The 21,059-nt window shown below is 67.9% G+C and carries 22 protein-coding genes and 1 tRNA gene; 10 read left to right on the forward strand and 13 right to left on the reverse strand.

What is annotated here, in order from left to right; translation table 11 throughout:
- Positions 1-2: 2 nt before the first annotated feature.
- The 5 genes from ugpE to FHW79_RS25220 all read right to left on the reverse strand — a co-directional run bounded on the left by ugpE (position 3) and on the right by FHW79_RS25220 (position 5,311).
- Positions 3-875, reverse strand: a complete 873-nt coding sequence (gene ugpE, locus FHW79_RS25200) for a sn-glycerol-3-phosphate ABC transporter permease UgpE (RefSeq protein ID WP_183181440.1) — start codon at positions 873-875, stop codon at positions 3-5.
- Positions 872-1,756: a sn-glycerol-3-phosphate ABC transporter permease UgpA gene (gene ugpA / locus FHW79_RS25205; protein WP_183181441.1), complete on the reverse strand. Its 885-nt coding sequence runs from the start codon at positions 1,754-1,756 to the stop codon at positions 872-874. Before ugpA ends, ugpE begins: the two co-directional genes overlap by 4 nt.
- A gap of 172 nt (positions 1,757-1,928) precedes the next feature.
- A complete protein-coding gene (gene ugpB, locus FHW79_RS25210; protein ID WP_183181442.1) occupies positions 1,929-3,266 on the reverse strand; it encodes a sn-glycerol-3-phosphate ABC transporter substrate-binding protein UgpB in 1,338 nt (445 codons plus the stop codon).
- Positions 3,267-3,580: 314 nt separating this feature from the next.
- Positions 3,581-3,973, reverse strand: a complete 393-nt coding sequence (locus FHW79_RS25215) for a hypothetical protein (protein WP_183181443.1) — start codon at positions 3,971-3,973, stop codon at positions 3,581-3,583.
- 207 nt (positions 3,974-4,180) lie between these two features.
- Positions 4,181-5,311: a PAS domain-containing sensor histidine kinase gene (locus FHW79_RS25220; RefSeq protein WP_183181444.1), complete on the reverse strand. Its 1,131-nt coding sequence runs from the start codon at positions 5,309-5,311 to the stop codon at positions 4,181-4,183.
- A 198-nt stretch (positions 5,312-5,509) separates the two neighbouring features.
- Here FHW79_RS25220 and FHW79_RS25225 point away from each other — a divergent pair, with 198 nt between their 5' ends.
- Positions 5,510-6,316, forward strand: a complete 807-nt coding sequence (locus tag FHW79_RS25225) for a SprT family zinc-dependent metalloprotease (RefSeq protein ID WP_183181445.1) — start codon at positions 5,510-5,512, stop codon at positions 6,314-6,316.
- A 65-nt stretch (positions 6,317-6,381) separates the two neighbouring features.
- The gene (locus FHW79_RS25230) at positions 6,382-7,566 is read left to right on the forward strand and encodes a multidrug effflux MFS transporter (RefSeq protein ID WP_183181446.1); all 1,185 of its coding nucleotides are present in this window, start codon (positions 6,382-6,384) and stop codon (positions 7,564-7,566) included.
- Here the strand turns inward: FHW79_RS25230 and FHW79_RS25235 are convergent.
- The gene (locus FHW79_RS25235; protein WP_183181447.1) at positions 7,550-8,023 is read right to left on the reverse strand and encodes an MgtC/SapB family protein; all 474 of its coding nucleotides are present in this window, start codon (positions 8,021-8,023) and stop codon (positions 7,550-7,552) included. The two genes, FHW79_RS25230 and FHW79_RS25235, sit on opposite strands and share 17 nt — an antisense overlap.
- A 442-nt stretch (positions 8,024-8,465) precedes the next feature.
- On the opposite strand from FHW79_RS25235, the gene FHW79_RS25240 reads away from it, so the two are divergent.
- Entirely contained in the window at positions 8,466-9,602 is a 1,137-nt protein-coding gene (locus FHW79_RS25240; protein ID WP_183181448.1) for a type III PLP-dependent enzyme, read from the forward strand.
- A gap of 162 nt (positions 9,603-9,764) precedes the next feature.
- Here the strand turns inward: FHW79_RS25240 and FHW79_RS25245 are convergent, their stop codons facing one another.
- Positions 9,765-9,983 (reverse strand): DUF1127 domain-containing protein, encoded by a 219-nt coding sequence (locus FHW79_RS25245; protein ID WP_014238561.1) that lies wholly within the window; start codon positions 9,981-9,983, stop codon positions 9,765-9,767.
- A gap of 311 nt (positions 9,984-10,294) precedes the next feature.
- On the opposite strand from FHW79_RS25245, the gene FHW79_RS25250 reads away from it, so the two are divergent.
- Both FHW79_RS25250 and FHW79_RS25255 read left to right on the forward strand, forming a co-directional pair.
- Positions 10,295-10,981: an HAD family hydrolase gene (locus FHW79_RS25250; RefSeq protein WP_094305187.1), complete on the forward strand. Its 687-nt coding sequence runs from the start codon at positions 10,295-10,297 to the stop codon at positions 10,979-10,981.
- A gap of 27 nt (positions 10,982-11,008) precedes the next feature.
- A complete protein-coding gene (locus tag FHW79_RS25255; protein WP_183181449.1) occupies positions 11,009-11,365 on the forward strand; it encodes a cupin domain-containing protein in 357 nt (118 codons plus the stop codon).
- Positions 11,366-11,432: 67 nt separating this feature from the next.
- On the opposite strand, the gene FHW79_RS25260 is transcribed toward FHW79_RS25255, so the two are convergent.
- The 6 genes from FHW79_RS25260 to FHW79_RS25285 all read right to left on the reverse strand — a co-directional run bounded on the left by FHW79_RS25260 (position 11,433) and on the right by FHW79_RS25285 (position 15,060).
- Complete coding sequence (locus tag FHW79_RS25260; protein WP_183181450.1) at positions 11,433-11,819, reverse strand: hypothetical protein; 387 nt, start codon at positions 11,817-11,819, stop codon at positions 11,433-11,435.
- A 148-nt stretch (positions 11,820-11,967) separates the two neighbouring features.
- Positions 11,968-12,372 (reverse strand): DUF971 domain-containing protein, encoded by a 405-nt coding sequence (locus tag FHW79_RS25265; protein WP_183181451.1) that lies wholly within the window; start codon positions 12,370-12,372, stop codon positions 11,968-11,970.
- Positions 12,372-12,608: a Trm112 family protein gene (locus FHW79_RS25270; protein ID WP_014238566.1), complete on the reverse strand. Its 237-nt coding sequence runs from the start codon at positions 12,606-12,608 to the stop codon at positions 12,372-12,374. The genes FHW79_RS25265 and FHW79_RS25270 overlap by 1 nt, the downstream gene beginning before the upstream one ends.
- A 48-nt stretch (positions 12,609-12,656) precedes the next feature.
- Positions 12,657-13,346 carry an LON peptidase substrate-binding domain-containing protein gene (locus FHW79_RS25275; RefSeq protein WP_183181452.1) on the reverse strand — a complete coding sequence of 230 codons (690 nt, stop codon included), beginning with the start codon at positions 13,344-13,346 and terminating at the stop codon, positions 12,657-12,659.
- A gap of 142 nt (positions 13,347-13,488) precedes the next feature.
- Complete coding sequence (locus FHW79_RS25280; RefSeq protein ID WP_183181453.1) at positions 13,489-14,439, reverse strand: co-chaperone YbbN; 951 nt, start codon at positions 14,437-14,439, stop codon at positions 13,489-13,491.
- A 54-nt stretch (positions 14,440-14,493) separates the two neighbouring features.
- Positions 14,494-15,060: a prolyl-tRNA synthetase associated domain-containing protein gene (locus FHW79_RS25285; protein ID WP_038529754.1), complete on the reverse strand. Its 567-nt coding sequence runs from the start codon at positions 15,058-15,060 to the stop codon at positions 14,494-14,496.
- Between the two features lie 164 nt (positions 15,061-15,224).
- Here FHW79_RS25285 and FHW79_RS25290 point away from each other — a divergent pair.
- The 5 genes from FHW79_RS25290 (at position 15,225) to FHW79_RS25310 (ending at position 21,052) form a co-directional block, all read left to right on the forward strand.
- A tRNA-Gly gene (locus FHW79_RS25290) sits at positions 15,225-15,299 on the forward strand.
- 669 nt (positions 15,300-15,968) lie between these two features.
- Positions 15,969-16,646, forward strand: a complete 678-nt coding sequence (locus tag FHW79_RS25295) for an RraA family protein (protein WP_183181454.1) — start codon at positions 15,969-15,971, stop codon at positions 16,644-16,646.
- Between the two features lie 80 nt (positions 16,647-16,726).
- Positions 16,727-17,656: an AEC family transporter gene (locus FHW79_RS25300; protein ID WP_183181455.1), complete on the forward strand. Its 930-nt coding sequence runs from the start codon at positions 16,727-16,729 to the stop codon at positions 17,654-17,656.
- Positions 17,657-18,203: 547 nt separating this feature from the next.
- Complete coding sequence (locus FHW79_RS25305; RefSeq protein ID WP_183181456.1) at positions 18,204-19,187, forward strand: tripartite tricarboxylate transporter substrate binding protein; 984 nt, start codon at positions 18,204-18,206, stop codon at positions 19,185-19,187.
- A 167-nt stretch (positions 19,188-19,354) separates the two neighbouring features.
- A complete protein-coding gene (locus FHW79_RS25310) occupies positions 19,355-21,052 on the forward strand; it encodes a methyl-accepting chemotaxis protein (RefSeq protein WP_183181457.1) in 1,698 nt (565 codons plus the stop codon).
- Positions 21,053-21,059 lie beyond the last annotated feature (7 nt).

The following is a 21,059-nucleotide window of genomic DNA, read 5'->3' on the forward strand; positions in this document are numbered from 1 at the left end:
TCTTATTTCTCGCTGTCCACAAGGCCTTTGACGAACCAGCGCTGCATCAGCACGACCACCGCCACCGGCGGCAGCATGGCCAGCACCGTCGTCGCCATAATGAGGTTCCAGTCGGTCGCGGCCTCGCCGTTGCCGATCATCTTGGTGATGCCGATGACCACCGTCTCCATCTCCGCGCTGTTGGTGATCAGCAGCGGCCAGAGATACTGGTTCCAGCCGTAGATGAAGAGGATCACGAACAGCGCCGCGATGTTGGTGCGCGACAGCGGCAGCACCACGTCCACGAAGAAGCGCAGCGCCCCCGCCCCGTCGATCTTCGCGGCCTCCACCAGTTCGTCCGGAATGGTCAGGAAGAACTGCCGGAACAGCAGCGTCGCCGTCGCCGAGGCGATCAGCGGGATGGTCAGCCCGGCGTAGCTGTCGATCAGGCCGAGGTTGGCCACCACCTCGTAGGTCGGGATGATGCGCACCTCGACCGGCAGCATCAGCGTGATGAAGATCATCCAGAAGAAGACCATGCGCAGCGGGAAGCGGAAGAAGGCCACCGCGTAGGCCGAGATGATCGAGATGGCGATCTTGCCCAGCGCGATGACCAGCGCCATGACGAGGCTGTTCCACATCATGATGCGCACGGGCGTGTGCATGACGCGGTTGCCCTGCGACTCGCTCCAGGCCGAGGCGTAGTTGTTCAGCATCTCCCCGCCGGGCGTCAGCGGCAGGTTGCCGCGTCCGATGGTGGCGGCGTCCCAGGTCGAGCCGATGACCGTCACGTAGATCGGGAAGGCGAAGATCAGGACGCCCATCATCAGGATCAGGTGCGGGACCATGTCCATCAGGCGCCCGCCGGAGCGCGGAGTGGCGCGGTCGGGATTCATGAGTAATGCACCTTGCGCTCGACGAAGCGGAACTGGATGGCGGTCAGCGCGATGACGATGACCATCAGGATCACCGACTGCGCCGAGGAACCGCCGAGGTCGTGGTTGACCACGCCGTCCTGGTAGACGCGGAAGATCAGTGTCTCGGTCGCCTTGCCCGGCCCACCGTGGGTCAGGGCGTGGATCGTGCCGAAGGTCTCGAAGAAGGCGTAGACGATGTTCACCACCAGCAGGAAGAAGGTGGTCGGCGACAGCAGCGGGAAGGTGATCGTCCAGAAGCGGCGCACCGCCCCCGCCCCGTCGATGCTCGCCGCCTCCAGCACGGAGCGCGGGATGGCCTGCAGGCCCGCCAGGAAGAAGATGAAGTTGTAGGAGACCTGCTTCCAGCTCGCCGCCAGGATGACCATGGTCAGCGCCTGTCCGTCGTTCAGCCGGTAGTCCCAGGCGTAGCCGAGGTTGTTCAGCGCGCGGCCCAGGATGCCGATGTCCGGGTTGAAGATGAACATCCACAGCACCGCCGCCACCGCGGGCGCCAGCGCGTAGGGCCAGATCAGCAGCGTCTTGTAGGCCGACGACGCCCGGATCTTCGAATCGGCCGTCACCGCCAGGCCCAGCGCGGAAGCCAGCGACAGGATGGTCACCGACGCGCTGAAGATGATGGTGGTCTTGACCGTCTCCAGATAGTTCGGGTCGCTCAGCACCGCCTGGAAATTCTCCAGCCCGACGAACTGGCTGCGCAGCCCGAAGGCGTCCTGGAGATGCACCGACTGCCACAGCGCCTGCGCCGCCGGCCAGATGAAGAAGATCAGCGTCACCGCCACCTGCGGCGCCAGCAGCAGGTAGGGCAGCGCCTTGTTGTCGAAAATCACGCGACGTTGCATGGAATCCCTTTCAACCCTCTCCCCTCCGGGGAGAGGGAGGGACCCGCCGCGAAGCGGTGGAAGGGTGAGGGTGCCGGCAAGGATGGGTTCCTTGATCCTCGATCGACCCTCACCCGCCCGCTTCGCGGGCACCCTCTCCCGGGACGGGAGAGGGGATAAGCCACAGAACCACTCAGTTCTTGTTGGCGCGCTCGAAGTTGCGCAGGACCGTGTCGCCGCGCTTCACCGCGTTGTCCAGCGCCTGCTGGGCGGTCTGCTGGCCCTGGAATGCCTTTTCCATCTCCTCCTGGATGATGTTGCGGATTTCCGGCAGGTTGCCCAGCCGCAGCCCCATGGTGTTCTCCGTGGTGGCGGTGCGGGTCAGCTGCTCCGCCGGCACCTCGGCGCCGGGGTTCTTGTCATAGAAGCCTTCCTTCTTTGCCAGTTCGAAGCCCTGGAGCGTCACCGGGACGTAGCCGGTGTCCATGTGCCACTTGGCGTCCACCTCCGGACGGGCGAGGTAGCTGAAGAAGGCGGCCACGGCCTTGTACTCGTCGGCGGTGCGCTTGGGCGAGGTCATCACCCAGAAGGAGGCGCCGCCGATGATCGAGTTCTTCGGCGAGGAAATGGCGTCCGGCCAGTAGGGCAGCGGCGCGGCGCCCCAGTTGAACTTGGCCTCCTTGACGATGCGCCCGCGCAGGCCCGACGAGGCCTGGATCATCGCGCATTCACCCGACGGGAACAGCGAGTCCGCAGCGTTGTCGCGGCCGCCGTAGCGCAGCGCGCCTTCCTTCTGCAGGTCAATCAGCGTCTGGAGATGCTTCACGAAGAACGGGTCGTTGATCTTCAGCGTGGCGTTCAGCCCGCCGAATCCGTTGGCCTCCGACGCGAAGGGCTTGTCGTGCAGCGCGCCGACCTGCTCGAACTGGGTCCAGGTCGGCCAGGAGAAGGTCATCGGGCAGGTCACGCCCGCCGCCTTCAGCTTGCGCGCCGCGTCGGCCACCTCGGGCCAGGTCGCCGGCGGCTTGTTGGGGTCGAGCCCGGCCTTCTGGAAGGCGTCCTTGTTGTAGAAGGTGATTGTGGTGGAGCTGTTGAACGGCAGGGCCATCATCTTGCCGTCCTTGGAGCTGTAATAGCCCCGGACCGCCGGGATGTAGGCCGCGGCGTCGAGGCCCGATCCCGTCTCGCTCATCAGCTGGTGCACCGGCTTGATGGCCGGGCCGGCGGACAGCATGGTGGCGGTGCCGACCTCGAACATCTGCACGACGTGCGGGGCGTTGCCGGCGCGGAAGGCGGCGATGGCCGCCTGCATCGTCTCCGGATAGCTGCCCTTGAAGGTCGGGTTGACCTGGACCTTGTCCTGGCTGTCGTTGAAGCCCTTCACCACCTGCTCGAGCTGGCCGCCGAGCGGCTGGGGCAGGCCGTGCCAGAATTCGACGACGGTCTTCTGCTGGGCGTGGGCGGCGCCGGTGAAGCCGGCGGCGAGCGCGAAGGCGGCCGTCGAGACGGCGAGCTTGCGGCGGGTCAGCATGGTGGTCTCTCCCTGGAACCAATCGATTGCGTGATGTGCTGACATGCAGGGCGCGGGTTGCGGTCCCGCGTCGGTCTTGTGAAGATTTGATGACGTGTCCGGAACGCGCGCGCAGAGGCGCGCCGCATCCGCTCCTGGCGGTTGCAACGTCGGTCCTGCGTGGGGCACGGAACGGGACTTAGGATGGTGACGGGTGCTGCGCCGACATCGATGGTTTTCCTCCCCGTATGAGTGTTTCTTTTTTGCAAGCCTTAAGGACAGAGGGGGAGGCTGTCAATCAGCCGTACGTATCAGTACGGACTATCACCCTTACGTCATCTCTCGGGGTGCCAACTTTGGGCAAGCGCCCAGAGTGCGTTGTCGCCGCGGCACAGGGAGCCGGCGAGTTGCGACAGGCTGTCCCCCATCAGGCCGGAGGAGCGCAGCAGGCAGTAGGAGCGGCTCGGCGCCGACAGATAGAGCGACGCCGCCGGGGCCGCGACCGGCGGCGCGGGATACAGCGCGGCGGGCGGCGGGCAATAATAGGGCTGCGCGCCGGGGTTGTAGCCGGACACCAGCCGGTCCAGCCCGGGCCGGGGACCGAAGACGCAGCCGCGCTGGTCCCAGTCCAAGCTCGTCGTCTGCGCGGCGACGGGCAGGACGACGAAGGCAGCCATCGTCATCCCCGCCAGACAACCGGCCAGCCGGCACCCTGCTTTGCGATGCATGCTTCCCTCCGATCCCAGGCCGCGCCCGTGGCGCACCCAGACCATGACGCCGGGGCCGGCGGGCCGTGAACGGCCCCGGCCTTCGGAGGAAGTATGCGCGCTCCATCGACGCCCGGCGCGGCGCCGATGGACGGGTCGGCGAGCGCAAGCGAGGACGGCGCTCTCTGTTCGTTCGGTGGGAAGGAGGAAAGGCGGCTCCCCGCCCCGTCACGCCGCGCTGCTGCTCTCGACCGGCAGTTCCGCGGCGCTCTCCGCCGCCAGCGGGACGTCCACCGCGAAGACGGAGCCCTTGCCGGGCACCGAGCGCAGCGAGACCGGCAGGCCCAGCAGCGTCGCGAGACGCCGCACAATGGCAAGGCCGAGCCCCAGCCCGTGCCGGCGGTCGCGGTTCGGGTTGCCGAGCTGGCGGAAGTCGTCGAAGATCGCCGACTGGTCGGCGGGGGCGATGCCGAGGCCAGTGTCCCACACCTCAATGCGCAGCGCAGCGCCGCGTCGGCGCGCCGCCAGCAGCACGCCGCCCGACTCGGTGAAGCGCAGGGCGTTGGACAGGATCGGGCGCAGAAGCTGCTCCAGCAGGACCGGGTCGGTGCTCACCTCCGCGTCCGTGGGGCGGACGTTGAAGCGCAGGGCCTTGGCGTCGGCCTCCGGCGCGAACTCGTTGAGCAGGCGGCCCAGCGTCTCGTCGATGGGGAAGGTCTGCACCTGCATCCGGACCAGCCCGGCCTCCAGCTTCGACACGTCCAGCAGGGCACGCAGCAGCCCCTCGGCCGCCTCGATCGACATCTCCAGCTTCTCGCCGAGATCGCGCGCGCCGGGATCGGTCAGGCGGCCCATCAGCAGATGGTGGAAGAGATGCATGGCCTGGAAGGGCTGGCGCAGGTCGTGGCTGGCCGCCGACAGGAAGCGCCCGATGGCGGTGCGCCCCGTCTCGGCCTCCTGGCGGACCCGCTCGGTCTCGGCCCGCGCCCGCTCGGCCTCGGCACGGGCGGCGGCCAGGGCGGCGGCGTTGGCGTCGGCGATGGCGGCGACCGCGGTGATCACCCCGTCCGCGTCGCGCACCGGGCTCAGCACCATTTCGCCCCGGGGCAGCAGGCCGAAGGCCGACACCGGGGTTCCGGTGAGGACGACGCGACGGACCTGCGCCTCCACCTGGGACACGATGGCCGCTGGAACGCCCAGCTCGGTCAGCTCCTTGCCGTCCGCTTCCTCCGGCAGGCGGCCGAAAGCCGCGGCAAAAGCCTGGTTGACCACGAGAAGCCGCGCGTCCAGCCCAAGCAGAGCGTGAGCGGCGCCGTTGGCGGAGACCAGAGCCTCAAGCCAGATCGCACGATCGGTCATATGACCTTCGGTTGAGTTCTTCTGGGTATACTCGGCCACAACTTCACCGCAAAAACTGAGATTAGAGCACATTTATCCGGCCACTTGCCCATCCGAGTCAAATATCACATGCAAAACTCACTTGGGACAAATTCCGTTTGAATGCGAAGAAGAACGGTCCCATTGGCCCCGGCGGGCCATGCGGGCTATAAGTCAGGTATGCTTTTCCGCCGCAAATCCCACCCCTCCAAACCCCCGGCTTCACGCCCGAAGGCCCCGCGCGCCCTGGCGGTCGCCGGCCTGCCCGTGCCCCTGGAACTGCGGGAAAGCGCCCGCGCCCGCCGGATGACCCTGCGGGTGGACGCCGGGCGCGGGCTGATCCAGGTGGTGATCCCGGTGGGCGTTCCGGAGGCGGAGGCGCTGCGCTTCGTCGGCCGGCACGACGGCTGGGTGCGGGCACGGCTGGCCGCCCTGCCGCCGCAGCTTCCCTTCGCGGACGGGGCGGTGGTGCCCTATCTGGGCGCCGACCATGTCATCCGGCACAGCCCGGACCTGCGCGGGGCGACCCGGCGCGAGGACGGCGCGATCCTGGTCGGCGGCCGGGCGGAGCATGTCGCCCGCCGGGTGCGCGACTTCCTGATGGCGGAGGCGCGGCGCGAACTGGCCGAGCGGTCACGCGCCAAGGCCGCGCTGATCGGCGCGCGGGTCGCCGCCGTCACCGTGCGCGACACCAAAAGCCGCTGGGGAAGCTGCTCGGCCACCGGGCGCCTCTCCTTCTCCTGGCGGCTGATCCTGACACCGGAGTCGGTGCTTGATTACGTGGTGGGACACGAGGTGGCGCATCTGCGCGAGATGAACCACTCCCAGCGCTTCTGGACGCTGTGCGCGCAGTTGACCGGCGACGTGCGCACGCCCCGCCTCTGGCTGAAGGCCAACGGCGCGCGGCTGCTGCGGTACGGCGAGGGGGGCTGTGAGGGGACGGGAATGGTTTCACCTGCAAATGACGGTCATGCCGAAACGCCGTGACGGGGTCGCGCGAAGCCTCTGCTAGAGTGCGCCACTCCCACCGTCCCCGGCCCGGCTCTCTCTCCATGCCCCGTCCCGATTCCCTGACCGTCCGCGTGCTGCTGACGGCGCTCGTCGCCTTCGGCCCGCTGTCCACAGACCTTTACCTGCCCTCCCTGCCCACCTTGGTCACCGTGTTCGGCACGGACATCGCCACGGTGCAGCTTACCCTGTCGGTCTTCCTCGCCGGCTTCGCGGTGTCGCAGCTCGTCTACGGACCGGTGTCCGACCGCTTCGGGCGGCGGCCAGCCCTGCTCGGCGGCATCCTCATCTATCTGGTGGCGAGTGCGGCCTGCGCGCTGACCGACGACATCGAGACGCTGATCGCCGCGCGCTTCTTCCAGGCGCTCGGCGCCTGCTGCGGCCCGGTGGTGGCGCGGGCGGTGGTGCGCGACGTCTTCGGGCGCGACCGGGCGGCGACCGTCCTGGCCTATATGGCGATGGCGATGACCCTGGCCCCCGCCGCCGGTCCCATCCTGGGCGGCGTCCTGACGGAGTGGTTCGGCTGGCGGAGCAACTTCCTGCTGCTGACCGGCTTCGCCGCGCTGATCCTGGTCGCCACCTGGACCCTGATGGGCGAGACCAACGCCAACCGCGACGAGACGGCGCTTCAGCCCGGCCGGCTGCTCGCCAACTACGCGCTGCTGCTGCGCGACCGCGGCTTCGTCGGGCAGATGCTGACGGTTGCCTTCGCCTACAGCGGCATCTTCGCCTTCATCTCCGGGTCCAGCTTCGTGCTGATCGGGCGGCTGCACCTGACGCCCGCGCAGTTCGGGGCGAGCTTCGGTGCGGTGGTGCTGGGCTACGCGGTGGGTTCCTTCCTGGCCGGGCGGCTGAGCGTGCGGCTGGGCGGGCCGCGGATGATCCGCACCGGCACGGCGGTCTCGCTGGCCGGCGGGCTGCTGGGGGTGGGGCTGGCGCTGGGCGGGGTGCTGCATCTGGCGGCGGTCATCGCCCCGGTCTTCCTCTTCCTGCTGGGCGCCGGGCTCACCCTGCCCAACGCCATGGCCGGGGCGGTCGGCCCCTACCCGATGATGGCCGGGCTGGCCTCCTCGCTGGTCGGCTTCGTGCAGATGACCGTGGCGGCGCTGATCGGCGTGGCGCTCGGCCACACCCATGCGGACAGCCAGCTTCCCATGATGACGGCGATCGGGCTGGTCGCGCTTGGCGCCGCGCTGGCCCACCGGTTCCTGGTCAGTCCTCGCGCTTGACCGAGTCCGGAATCCAGCGCAGGGCGTAGGAGAAGACGATGGTGACGCCGAGGCAGAGCGCCAGCGCCATCCCCGCCAGCAGGTAGAAGCCGGCCCCGCAGGCGATGCCCAGAGCGCCGGCCATCCAGATCAGCGCCGCGGTGGTCGCACCGCGCACCGTGGCCCCGGCGCGGAACATCACCCCGGCGCTGATGAAGCCGATGGCCTGGGCGATGCCCTGGATGACGCGGGTGGGATCCATGTCGCCCCCGCCGTTCCCCTTCCCGGCCATGCCCCAGTAAAGCTCCAGCGCAACCAGGGTGGTCACCGCCGCGCTGATGGACACCAACGTGTGGGTGCGCAGCCCCGCCGCCTTGCCCCGGATCTCGCGGTCGAGTCCCAGCGCCGCCCCGCAAACCGCCGCCGCGGCCAGCCGGGCCGCCATGTCCCAGACCGGAATGGCCGTACTCAAGTCCATGTTATTCCTCCCTATTTTTACCTTTGCGTAACGCTTGCTACTTTTTTGCGCCCAGTCGCATTTTTCACTTTAAAAGGCGGCCCGTTCGATCTATGTAACCGCAACTCGCAAGCGCACGTGCCGCTGGCCCGCCCCTCGTCCTTTTCGAGATGTGGTTATGCAACGACGTAACGCGTGATCCCCGACCGTCCCTTAAGCAAGGCGGCGTCTTGGAGGTTACGATGGTTCATGTTGTTGTGGGTGGGCGCCGGCTCACCCGTCTCCGACTCTTTCCGGTTCTGTCCCGTTCAGCTCTTCCCCGCAAGGCGACACGGCAGTCCAGTATGGGCGGCCTGAGCGCCTGACCGTCTTTTCTTTCTGACCGGTCAGCAGCGCGCGGCCGCTCCGCCCCTGCTTTTTCACAATTCGTCCGACACCTTCATCTTGCGTCCGGGAGACTGAGATGACCGATAAGATTGCGCGCTTTTTCGAAGAGCAGCGTCCGCAGACCCCGTGCCTCGTCGTCGATCTGGACGTCGTGGAAGCGAACTACCACGACCTGGAGGAAGCGCTCCCGGACGCCAAGATCTTCTACGCCGTGAAGGCCAATCCGGCGCCGGAGATCCTCGGCCTGCTGACCCGTCTGGGCTCGGCCTTCGACACCGCCAGCGTCCCGGAAATCCAGATGGTTCTGGCCGCCGGCTGCGCGCCGGAGCGCATCTCCTACGGCAACACCATCAAGAAGGAAGCGGACATCCGCCGCGCCTTCGAGCTGGGCGTGCGCCTGTTCGCCTTCGACAGCGAGGCGGAGCTGGAGAAGATCGCCCGCGCCGCCCCCGGCGCCCGCGTCTTCTGCCGCATCCTGACCTCCGGCGAAGGCGCCGAGTGGCCGCTGTCGCGCAAGTTCGGCTGCGACCTCGCCATGGCGCGGGAGCTGCTGCTGAAGGCCAAGGGCATGAACGTCGTTCCCTACGGCGTGTCCTTCCACGTCGGCTCGCAGCAGAAGGACCTGATGCAGTGGGACCACGCCATCTTCCAGGTGGCGCAGCTGTTCCGCGAGCTTGAGGTGCTGGGCGTCGACCTCGGCATGATCAACCTGGGCGGCGGCTTCCCGACCCGCTACCGCACCGACGTGCCGGAGACCACCGCCTACGGCCAGGCCATCTTCGAGTCCCTGCGCACCCACTTCGGCAACCGCCTGCCGGAAGCCATCGTGGAGCCGGGCCGCAGCATGGTCGGCAACGCCGGCATCATCGAGAGCGAGGTCGTCCTCGTCTCCCGCAAGTCGACCAACGACGTGAAGCGCTGGGTCTATCTGGACATCGGCAAGTTCAGCGGTCTCGCCGAGACGATGGACGAGGCGATCCAGTACCCGATCCAGGTGATGGGGGACGACGGGGAAGGCGACACGGAAGCGGTCGTTCTGGCCGGCCCGACCTGCGACAGCGCCGACGTGCTCTACGAGCGCGCCGAGTACAAGCTGCCGATGGACCTGAAGGCCGGCGACCGCGTGCGCATCCACGCCACGGGCGCCTACACGACGACCTACTCGGCGGTCTGCTTCAACGGCTTCGCCCCGCTCCAGCAGATCTGCATCTGATCGGGCGAGGGTTCGTTTAAAGAAAAGCCCTCCGTCCTTCGGGACGGGGGGCTTTTCTTTTGTACGCTCGCGGAATGACCAGGACCCAAACGCGAAAAGGGCCGCTCCCTTAGACAGGAGCGGCCCTTTTCCTTGCGGTCTCCCGCAGCCGTGACGGCGGCATCAAGCCTTCCAGAACGGCTTGCTGATCTCGCCTTCGACGTCGATCTGGGAAATGCCGATGTCGTGCAGCATCCGGTCGTCCAGCCGAGCCAGCTCGCGGCGGGTGATGGTGCGCTGCCGCCACAGGGCGAACGTGTCCAGAACGCTGTCCAGCACATACGCCACCGGAGCAGGGCGCAGGGTACGGCCGGCGGGGGCCGTGCGCAGAGCGATTGCCATGGTGGTCATCCTATCTTTGAAGGTCCCGAGGGGGCCTGCCGGAAGTGGCCGCCGCGCCCTCGCTTTGTGAGAAAGAATATTGCTCATCCCGCGCAAACCCGCCACCGCCATGTGGGTATGAGAGCCGTGAGCTTTCTCGATAGCTGTCGTAGGAATATCACCGATGCAAGAATAATGGACGAATGCACAGCTTTTGGGCGCCACAAATTGTGCAGTTCACCAACAAACCGGGTTTGAAACGGAGCGCTGGACAGCCGCCGCGGGGCGTCCTACCTCTGGTCCCGACTGTCGTCCGACACCGAGTTCTTCCCATGATCGACACCATCGCCTTCGACGGCGACGACACGCTGTGGCACAACGAGTCCCTGTTCTCGATGACGCAGGACCGCTTCCGCGCGCTGCTCGCCAACCACTTGGCCGATCCCGCGGACATCGACCGGCGGCTGTTGCAGGCCGAGCGCGAGAACCTCCGCGTCTACGGCTACGGCATCAAGGGCTTCGTCCTGTCGATGATCGAGACGGCGGTGGACCTGACCGACGGGCGCATCGGCGGGCGGGACATCCAGAGCCTCGTCGAGTTCGGCAAGGCCATGCTGGAACACCCGGTCGACCTGCTCGACGGGGTGCAGGAGGTGGTGGAGGGGCTGTCCGGGCGCTACCGGCTGCTGCTCGTCACCAAGGGCGACCTGTTCGACCAGGAAAGCAAAATCGCCCGCTCCGGCCTCGCCGGGAAGTTCGACGCCATCGAGATCGTCAGCGAGAAGGACCCGGCCACCTACCGCCGCCTGCTCGACCGCCACGGGGTGGACCCGGCGCGCTTCGTCATGGTGGGCAATTCCGTGCGGTCGGACATCCTGCCCGTGCTGGCCGTCGGCGGCCACGCCGTCCATGTGCCGTACCACGTCACCTGGGCGCACGAGGTCGCCGAGCCGCCCACCGAGAATTACCGCCGCATCGACAGCCTGCACGGCCTGCCGCCGCTGCTCGCCGCCTGGTGAATGGACCCTGGTGAAAGGGAGACCGTGATGAGCTTCGCCCTGCTGACCGACCCCGCCCGCCCCGGCGTGGAGCCTGAGACCGGCGGTCCGGCCGCCGACCGCGTCCTGTCCGGCGCGCCGGTCTTCACCACCTGGAACGAGTACGAGTCGGCGGACGGCAAGCGCTTCGCCGGGGTCTGGCGCTCCACCCCCGGCTCCTGGCGGATCGTCTACGACGAGTGGGAGTATTGCGAGATCCTGGAAGGGACCAGCGTCATCAGCCACGCCGACGGCCGCCGCTGGACGGTCGGCCCCGGCGACCGCTTCACGCTGGAGCCGGGCTTCGAGGGCGTGTGGGAGGTGCTGGAGGCCACGACGAAGCGCTATGTTGTCATTCTTCCCTGAGGGGCAGTTCATCTGCACTCGGCCATTTTAACCCTCTCCCCAGAGGGGAGAGGGAACACCAAGCGCTTCAGCCGCGCTCCCCGAACAGGTGGACGGCGCCCAGGTCGGCGCGGTTCAGCACGACCACCGCCTTGCGCCCGATCTCCACGGCCAGCACGGCGAGCGCCAGGATCGACACCACCAGGACGATCCGCGCGATGTCGCGCGCCCAGGCGCGCCGCTTGCGCCGCCGGGCCGCCAGATGGGCAGCCAGCTTTTGCCGCAACGCGCTGCCGCGCCGCCCATAGCCGCGCGACCAGCCCCAGCCGCCCGCCGCGGGCGGCGGGTCGTCCGGCGCCATGTCCGGCGTGGGCGTGGTGGGAACAGGCAGTCCGGCGCCGCCCACAGGCGGCGAATCGGCGTCAGTCGCAGTGGTCGGTTTGGCGGTCGCGCCGGGCGGGTCGGTCGCGGTCACGGCGGTCATCCTGCGGCGGAGGAACGGTCGATGGGCCGTTATCTACGCCCTTTTCATGAAAGCGCAACACGCCGGGCCCCGGCGCCCGGAAAGGCCACATGGAAACCAGCGGGGCCGCGATTGAATGCCGCACCCCGCCTCTGCCGCCTCAGCGCCGGCCGCGCGGATCGCGGCTCAGGCCCTTGGCCTCCAGCTCCGCCAGATACTCCGCCCACAGACGATCCTGGTCCTCGCCCAACTCGTACAGCAGCTTCCACGAGTAGATGCCGCTGTCGTGCAGGTCGTCGAAGACGATCCGCAGGGCGTAATGGCCGATCGCCTCCAGGCTCATGATGCCGACATGGCGGCGGGCCGAGACGGTCTGCTTCTGGCCGGGGCCGTGGCCCTGCACCTCGGCGCTGGGGCTGTGGACGCGCAGGAACTCCGCCGGGTAGGAGAAGGTCACGCCGTTGTCGAAATCGACCTCCAGCCGCTTCTCCTCCTTCTTCAGCCGGACTTCCACCGGCCAGTGCTTGGTGCCGAAGGCGTCCGACGCGAATTGCTCGTCGGACATCAGGCCGCCCCCGGCTTCCCGTCGAGGCTGCGGGCCTCGTCGATCAGCATGATCGGAATGCCGTCGCGGATCGGATAGGCCAGCCCGGCGCGGTCGCTGATCAGCTCGGCGCGCTCGGCGTCGTAGCGCAGCGGCCCCTTGGTCAGCGGGCAGACGAGGATCTCCAGAAGCTTCGGATCGACGCGCGCCTGCGTCTTGCCGTCGGCGGGCGTGTCGTCGTGGGGATGGGCGCTCATGGATCGGGCCTCGCAGTCGGAAAGTGCAGTGTCGGTCGAAGGGAACGGTCAGTGACGCAGCGCGTTGCCGCCGTCGCCCTCATGGCCGTCGAGAATGGCCATCTCGACCAGGGCGATCAAGAGCTTCGCGCGCTCCGGCAGGTCCGGCGTCTCCAGAAGGGCCTGCTTTTCGCTGGGCGAGAAGGGGCAGATCATCGCCAGCGAGGTGACCAGCCGCTCGTCCGGCGTGCCGTCGATGGCCTTCCAGTCGACCGACAGCCCCTGCATCTTGAAATAGCCCTTTAGCCCGGCCAGCAGGCGGGGGCGGTCCAGTCCGCAGCCGTCGGCCCCGCCGCGCTCCAGCGGGTCGATCAGGTCGCCGGCGAAGCGGTCCCAATCCGCGGCGACGCGGCGGTAGCCACGCTGCCCCTCCAGCTCCCGCATGATGGCGAAGCGGCTGACCCCGGTCAGGGTGATGATGTAGCGGCCGTCCTCGGTCTCGGCGAAGCTGGTGATGCGTCCGGCGCAGCCGGTGCCGTAGACCGCCGGCTCGCGCAGGCGGCAGGCCGGATCGGTCGGCTGGACCATACCGATCATGCGGTCGCCGGCCAGCGCGTCCTCGACCATCGCGAGGTAGCGCGGCTCGAAGATGTTCAGCGGCAGACGCCCGCGCGGCAACAGCAGAACCCCCGCGAGCGGGAAGATCGGGAGCTGCCGCGGCAAGCGGTCCGGTGACGGGTCGATGGGGTTCCGGCTCATGCGACGAATATAGAACCCCCGATCACGGCGAACAGAGCGCCCACGAACAGAGCGACGGCGAACGAAGCGGCCTCCAGCGAAACAGACTCGAACAAGACAGACTTGCGGCCCGGAGGTGCCCCCGGGCCGCAGGCCTCCGTGATCAGCGGAACAGGATCGAGGACAGGCGGCGGCGCGTCTGGATCGTCAGCGGGTCGGTCGGGCCGAAGGCCTCGAAGAACTTGACGAGCTGCTTGCGGGCGGCCTCGTCGTTCCAGGTGCGGTCGCGGCGCACCAGCTCCAGAAGTTCGTCCACCGCGGCCTCGCGCTTGCCGGCGGCGAACAGCGCGAGCGCGAGGTCGAAGCGGGCCTCGTGGTCGTCCTGGTTGTGGGCGACCTTCTCCATCAGCTCCGGGATCGGGCCGGCGTTGGCGGCCTGCTCGGCGACCTCCAGCGCGCTGCGCACCGCAGCGATCTCCTTGTCCTTGGCGATCGGATCCGGCACCTTGTCGAGCATCTGCTTGGCGCGGGCCAACTCGTCGTTGACGATCAGGCAGCGGACCAGCCCGGCGTAGGCCACGGCGTTCAGGTTCTCCGGATCGGCCTGCAGGATCTCGCCGTAGATCTCCGAGGCGGTCTGGGTGTCGCCGGCCTCCAGCGCCTCCTTGGCCTGGGCCAGCGCCTCCTCCAGGATGTCGCCCTCGCCGCCGCCCGCGGCGCCGGCCAGCTTCAACAGCTTCTCCACGAAGGCCTTCACCTGCGACTCCGGCAGGGCGCCCATGAAGCCGTCCACCGGACGCCCCTGGAAGAAGGCGTAGACCGCCGGGATCGACTGCACGCGGAGCTGCGAGGCGATCATCGGGTCCTTGTCGGTGTCGATCTTGACCAGCCGCACCTTGCCCTTCGCGGCCAGCACCGTCTTTTCCAGGATCGGGCCGAGCTGCTTGCACGGGCCGCACCAGGGCGCCCAGAAATCGACGATCACCGGCACGGACTGCGACGCCTCGATGACGTCGGCCATGAAGGCGCGGTCGCTGCTGTCCTTGATCAGGTCACCGGCGGCGGGGGCGGCACCGGCGGCGACGGGCTTGTTGGCGGGCGGAATGGAGAACATGGCGGTCACGTATCCCTTTGCGATCTCGCGTGATAGATGAGCGCACGGGGCGCGTTAAGCAAGCGTCGGCTGAGAGTCCGGCGGCTCCTCGCCGAAGGGCACGATCAGCGGCTCGTGCCCGCCGGCCCGGAGGAAGCGCAGCAGGTCCGCGGCGGCGATGGCCGTGGTGCGGTCGTTCAGCAGCGGGTGGTAGTTCAGCGGGTCGTGGGCCAGCATCTGCTCCTGCAGCACCACCCTCACCCGCCGCTCGCGGTCGTTGACCACCGAGAAGGGCGTGACCGAGCCGGGCCGCACGCCGAGATGCCGCCACAGCCGGTCGGCCGAGGCGAAGGACAGCCGCGCCGACCCGATCACCTTGTCGAAGCGGTTCAGCTCCACCCGCGCGTCCTCCAGCGCGACGACCAGCCAGTGCTGCTCCTTCTTGTCCTTCAGGAACAGGTTCTTGCAATGGCCGCCGGGCAGCGCGCCGCGCAGCGCCTTGCTCTCCTCCACCGTGTGCAGCGGCGGGTGGCGGTGGGTCACGGTGCGGATGCCGAGCGCCGCGAGATGCTCCAGGAGCTGCTCCGGGCTCGTCGGCAGCGGCTCCTCGGCCCTGCCCTCGGGGGTGTCGCGGGTGTCCATGGCGCCATCTTTAGCGGCGCCGGAAACATTCGTCCGGGAAAATCCGTCCGGGCGCCCGAGAAAAGTGAAACATGACGCTTGCATTGCGCCGATCCATGAGTATAGTCCGCCGCACGCCGCCGGATGGCACCGACACAAGGGTCCGAACGGCAGCGAAACGGAGCGCGGGCGTAGCTCAGGGGTAGAGCACAACCTTGCCAAGGTTGGGGTCGAGGGTTCGAATCCCTTCGCCCGCTCCATTTTCCTGACGGAGGCGGTGATCCTCCAGGCGGGAAGCAAGACAGTGAATGGAAAGGCTGGACCTTCGGGTGCCGGCCTTTTTCGTTTTGCCCTTCCGGCTGTGCCCGTTCCCCGCGCGTTGCGCTTGCGCAACCAACGCCACCGCTTCTGCAACCGAGTCTGCGCCGCCGCCCTCAGCCGGCCGCAAGCGGCTTTCCCTCTCCTAGCGTTCCCATTCCCTACCAACGCAGCCATACAGAGGCCGCCCCGCCAAAGAACGCAATCTGGGCGAGCATAAATCCGAGATGATCATGCATTTGTAGGTCATTTTCCCTGCACATGCCCCATATGACCGCGTGAATAAATTTACTTGCCGGCAACCTACTTGCGTATGACCCCCGGAAGGACTAAGCTTCAAACACGAAACAAATAGAACTTATATCCGATTAGGGTTGTATGCACCATGGATGGTCCGGTCGCGTCGGACGGGCTGAGCCCGTGATTTCCCCGGACAGGACGTTCCTGTCCGGCCGGCGTCCGCCGCTCCGGCAACACCGGCCCTCCCCCGCCTGATCGTCACCGGCTCCGCTGTCGTCGCGCCGCGACCGGCGGTGCCGCTGGTCGCGCTCCCAAGCCCCGCTTCGTACAGCCCAGACGGCAATCCATCCAGACGACGAGAGGTCCCTCCCATGGCTATGCAACGCTACATCGTGAATTTTCCGCGCCTGTCCCCGGACATGCTGGAGATTTGGAAGACGGTCCCCAGCAGCATCGCGTCCGACGTGCAGAACCGCTGCCAGAGCATGGACGCCCGGATCAAGCCCTGCGCCCCGGGCATGCGCATCTGCGGGCAGGCCCGCACCGCCGTGTCGATGCCGGGCGACAACAGCATGCTGTTGACCGCCTGCAGCCTGGCCGAGCCGGGCGAGGTGGTGGTGGTCGCCGGCGCCGGGCTGGAGGAGGTGGCGCTGGCCGGCGAATGGGTGGTCCGCGGCTGCAAGTCGCGCGGATTGGGCGGTCTGGTGATCGACGGCTCCGTCCGCGATCTTCAGGAAATCCGCACCATCGGCTTCCCGGTCTTCGCCAAGGGCTCGGTGCCGCGCGGCCCGCACAAGTCCTTCGGCGGCAAGATGGACGTCCCGGCCGGCGTCGGCGGCATGGTGGTCAACCCGGGCGACCTCGTCATCGGCGACGACGACGGCGTGACCGTGGTGCCGCTTGCCGCGATGGACGAGGTGCTGAAGCGCTGCCTGGAGCTGATGGCCAAGGAAAAGGTGTGGTCGCAGCAGCTCGATGCCGGCAAGTCGCTGATGGAGGTGCTGGGCGTGCCGGAACCGGAGATCGTCGAAACGCCCACCCTGCGCTGATCCCCGGCATCCGCCGGGCCACGCGCGCCGGCGAACCGCACAGCCCTTCGAGCCGCCCCCAAAGACCGGTTTCCACCGCCATGACGCTCATCTTTCAAATCGTGCTGCCGATGTTCGTCCTGGTCGCGCTCGGCTTCTACGCCGGGAAATCGGGCAATTTCAGCAACACGGCGGCTCAGGGGCTGTCGCGCTTTCTCGGCATCTATGCGCTGCCGGCGCTGCTCTTCGCGGCGATGGCCAAGGCGAAGATCCCCGATCCCATCGAATGGGGCTTCGTGGCGTCCTTCTTCGTCGCGGCCTTCATCATCTTCGCGCTGGGCGCCGCCTGGATGCTGTCGATCCGGCGGCGGGACGAGGCGGCGATCGGCGGCTTCGCCCCCTCCTTCTCGTCCATCGGCCTGCTCGGCGCGCCGATCCTGATGGACGCCTACGGATCGTCGGTGGCCATCCCGGTGATGCTGCTGATCCTGTTCCAGTCGCCGCTGCTCTTCACCACGGCGACGATGATCGCCGAGGCGCAGCGGACGGCGGGCGGCCGGCCGGTCGCCGCCGCGGTCAACGCCGTCAAGGCGACCCTGCTCAGCCCGATGATCCTGTCCATCGTCGTCGGCATGGGCTTCAACCTGACCGGCGTCCATGTGCCGGACGCGGTCATGAAGGCGGCGGACTACGCCGCGGCCACCGTGCTGCCCTGCGCCTGCTTCACGCTGGGCACCTCCCTGTCCTTCGGGAAGCTGTCGGGCAAGTTCGGCCAGGCGCTGGTCCTGGCGGTAATGAAGACGGTCCTCCATCCGGTGCTGACCTGGGTGCTGGCGGTGGAGGTCTTCCACCTGCCGCCGGACTGGCTGGCGCCCGCCGTGACCGCGGCGGCGCTGCCCATCGGCGTCAATGTCTACGCCTTCGCTGAGCGCTACCAGACCGGGCGTGAGCTGGTGTCGATGTCGCTGCTGCTGTCCACCCTGATGTCCCCGATCTCGATTTCCGTCGCCTTCATGGTGGCGATGGGCTGACACGGTCATTTCGACGCAGGCGGCTTTCATTATGCGTCCATTTGACGCTCGTCATGCACGCCTGAGCGCGCGGAACTCCAAGGAACCACGCCAGATAGAAAGCATTCGTCGAAAATCACTGTGATTTCCAGCTATCGAGGGCGGTTAGGACGATTGATGCACGAATAGAGACTCTGTATCTTCCACTTTGAAGCGTCAAATGCGCTTCCATCAGGTCGATTTGACAGCGTTGGGTCTATGAACCGCTCCTTTTTGCGAGAAAGACGACCGAACTCCGCCGCCGCACCGGCGGCGGGATCGGCTACCCACGAAGACAGACATACTGAAGTATGCACTCATCCTGCTCAAGGACAGGACGGCTCTTCGTTTCGTTCATGACCCGCAAATTTCAATGCCGTCAAAATCAATGACCGTCGATCTTTACGAGAATTTCAGAAAAGGAGGCCCAGCCTGTGTCCGCATCGGGACGGGCGGGAACTCCCGGGACCCCACCGCGTCCGCGGCCACGGGGGTCTTCCGCAATACCGCAGGAAAGAAGGGCATCCAGATGATCATTCGCAGCAAGTTCCTGGCGCTGGCGACCGGGACCCTGGCGCTGGCCATGTCGACGACCGCTCTGTCGACGGCCCGGGCCGCCTATCCGGAGAAGCCGATCACCGTGGTCGTCGCCTACGACGCCGGCGGGTCGACCGACGTGACCGCGCGCCTGCTGGCTCCCTTCATCGAGAAGCATCTGGGCGGCACCCGGATCGAAGTGGTGAACAAGCCGGGCGCCGGCGGCGAGATCGGCTTCGCGGCCATCGCCGACGCAGCACCCGACGGCTACTCCATCGGCTTCTGCAACACGCCGAACATGGTGTCGATCCCGATCGAGCGTCAGGCCCGCTTCTCGGCGGACCGGCTGGACCCGCTGGTCAACGTCGTCGACGATCCCGGCGTGTGGAGCGTTCCCGGCGACAGCACCTTCAAGACGCTGAAGGACGTCGTGGAGCACGCCAAGGCCAACCCGAACACCGTCACCGTCGGCACCACCGGCGTGGGTTCGGACGACCAGCTCGCCATGCTGCTGGTGCAGCGCCAGGCGGGCGTGCAGTTCACCCATGTGCCCTTCTCCGGCTCCGCCGCCAACTACAAGGCGATGCTCGCCAAGAAGATCCAGATCAGCGGCCAGAACCTCGGCGAGGGGCTGCGCGGCCAGGCCACCGACCAGATCCGCGTGCTGGGCGTGATGAGCAAGGAGCGCTGGAAGGCCGCTCCGGACATCCCGACCTTCGCGGAGCAGGGCTACCCGGTGCTGATGGCCTCGCTGCGCGGCGTCTGCGCGCCGAAGGGCCTGCCCGCCGATGTCCGAGCCAAGCTGGTGGACGCCGTCACCAAGGCCGCGACCGATCCGGAGTTCGTGGCGAAGGCCGAGGCCAAGGAGACCTTCCAGCCGCTTCGCGTCCTCAGCCCCGACGCCTTCGCGGCGGAGCTGAAGCAGCTCGACACCGAACTGAAGTCGCTGTGGCAGTCGTCGCCCTGGCTGAAGTGATCCGGGGCTGAAGCGACCCGGGCGGGCTGGTCCGTCCGGGTCCGGCCCGTCCCCGCAACCGCCCGCCGCCGGCCGCCGGCTGGTGTCGGTGCGGTTCCAGCCCCCCATGACCATCCGGCTGACCATCCGGCGCCAACGGACCGGCCATTGGCTGAAGCAGGTGCTCCATGACTTTCCTCAATCACCTCCACATTCCCACCAAAATGGGAATCCCGGCGGCGACAGCGATCCTGGGCATGCTTGCCATCGCGTTGCTCGGCGGCTCCGCCATCACGGAACAGTCACGCCTGCTGGACACGCTGTTCAACCGCTCCTTCACGCGGGAAGCGGACGTCCAGGCGTTGACCGACACGCTGACCGTCGCCCACGCCGGCCTTTACCGGACGGTGATCCTCAGCACCGCCAACGCCTCCCCCAAGGCGGTCGAGGATGAATCGAAGGCGCTGACCGAACAGCTCTCCAGGCTGAAGGTCCAGGCGGACAAGATGAAGGGCCAGTCGGCCGCGACCGAGGAGGAGGGGCATATCCTCCAGCGCTTCGGCTCCGACACCGCCGCCTACCAGGCGAAGGTGACCAGCTTCCTCGACCTGCTGAAGATGGGCGTCGATCCGCTCGACTTCCTGCAGGAGGTCCAGGCGGCCTACGGGCGGCTGAACGGCACCTCCCGCGATTACCTGACCTACCAGCGCCAGCAGTCGGCCGACGCCTACGCCAACGTGAACGCATCGGTCGACGCGACCACCCAGGCCTTCATCGCCTCGGCGATCGTCGCCCTGCTGATCACGGTGGGCGTCGCGCTGTTCATCGGCTTCAACATCGCCCGTCCGGTGGTCCGCCTGACCACGGTGATGGAGCGGCTGGCCCAGGGCCGGCTGGAGGACGAGGTGCCCGCCGCCGAGCGCGGCGACGAGATCGGCCAGATGGCCCGCACCGTCCGCGTCTTCAAGGAGAACGCGCTGCGCGTCCAGGAGATGGCCCGCGAGCAGGAGGCCATGCGCACCCGCGCCGCCGAGGAGCAGCGCCGGGCCATGAACAGCCTCGCCGCCGACCTGGAGGCGTCGGTCAAGGCGATGATGGGCGAGGTGGTGCGCTCCGCCGACTCCATGCGCGGCGAAGCCAACGTCATGCTGGAGAACGCCCGCCAGACCAGCCACCACAGCGACTCGGTCGCCCACTCCGTGCAGGAGGCCACCAGCGAGGTGGAGAGCGTCGCCGCCGGCGCCGAGCAGCTCCGCGCCTCCATCGACGAGATCACCCGCTCCATCACCCAGTCGACCCAGCTCGCCCGCGGCGCGGTGGACGAGGCCGGGCGGACCGACTCCATCGTCCAGGGCCTCAGCGAGGCCAGCCGGAAGATCGAGGAGGTGGTCGGCCTCATCAACAACATCGCCGGCCAGACCAACCTGCTGGCGCTGAACGCGACCATCGAGGCCGCCCGCGCCGGCGAGGCCGGCAAGGGCTTCGCCGTGGTGGCGCAGGAGGTCAAGAGCCTCGCCAACCAGACCGCCAAGGCCACCGACGAGATCGGCGCGGAGATCGCGGCGGTGCAGGCGGCGACGACCGCGGCGGTCAACGCCATCCGCGCCATCGTCAACACCATCCGGCAGGTGGACGAATCGCTCAGCACCGTCGCCGCGGCGGTGGAGGAGCAGGACGCCGCCACCCGCGACATCAGCGAGCGCTCGCAGCGCGCCGCCACCGACACGGTGGCCGTTCTCCAGGAGATGCGGCTGGTGCAGCAGGCGGCGGAAACCACCGGCCATTCCGCCGGCGCCGTCCAAACCACGACGGAGGAGCTGTCGCGCAGCTTCAACCGGCTGGACAACGAGATCGAAGCCTTCATCACCCGCATCACCGCAGCCTGACCCGTCG

The sequence above is a fragment of the Azospirillum sp. OGB3 genome, from assembly GCF_014192915.1.
In the GTDB taxonomy this organism is placed as follows: Bacteria; Pseudomonadota; Alphaproteobacteria; order Azospirillales; family Azospirillaceae; genus Azospirillum.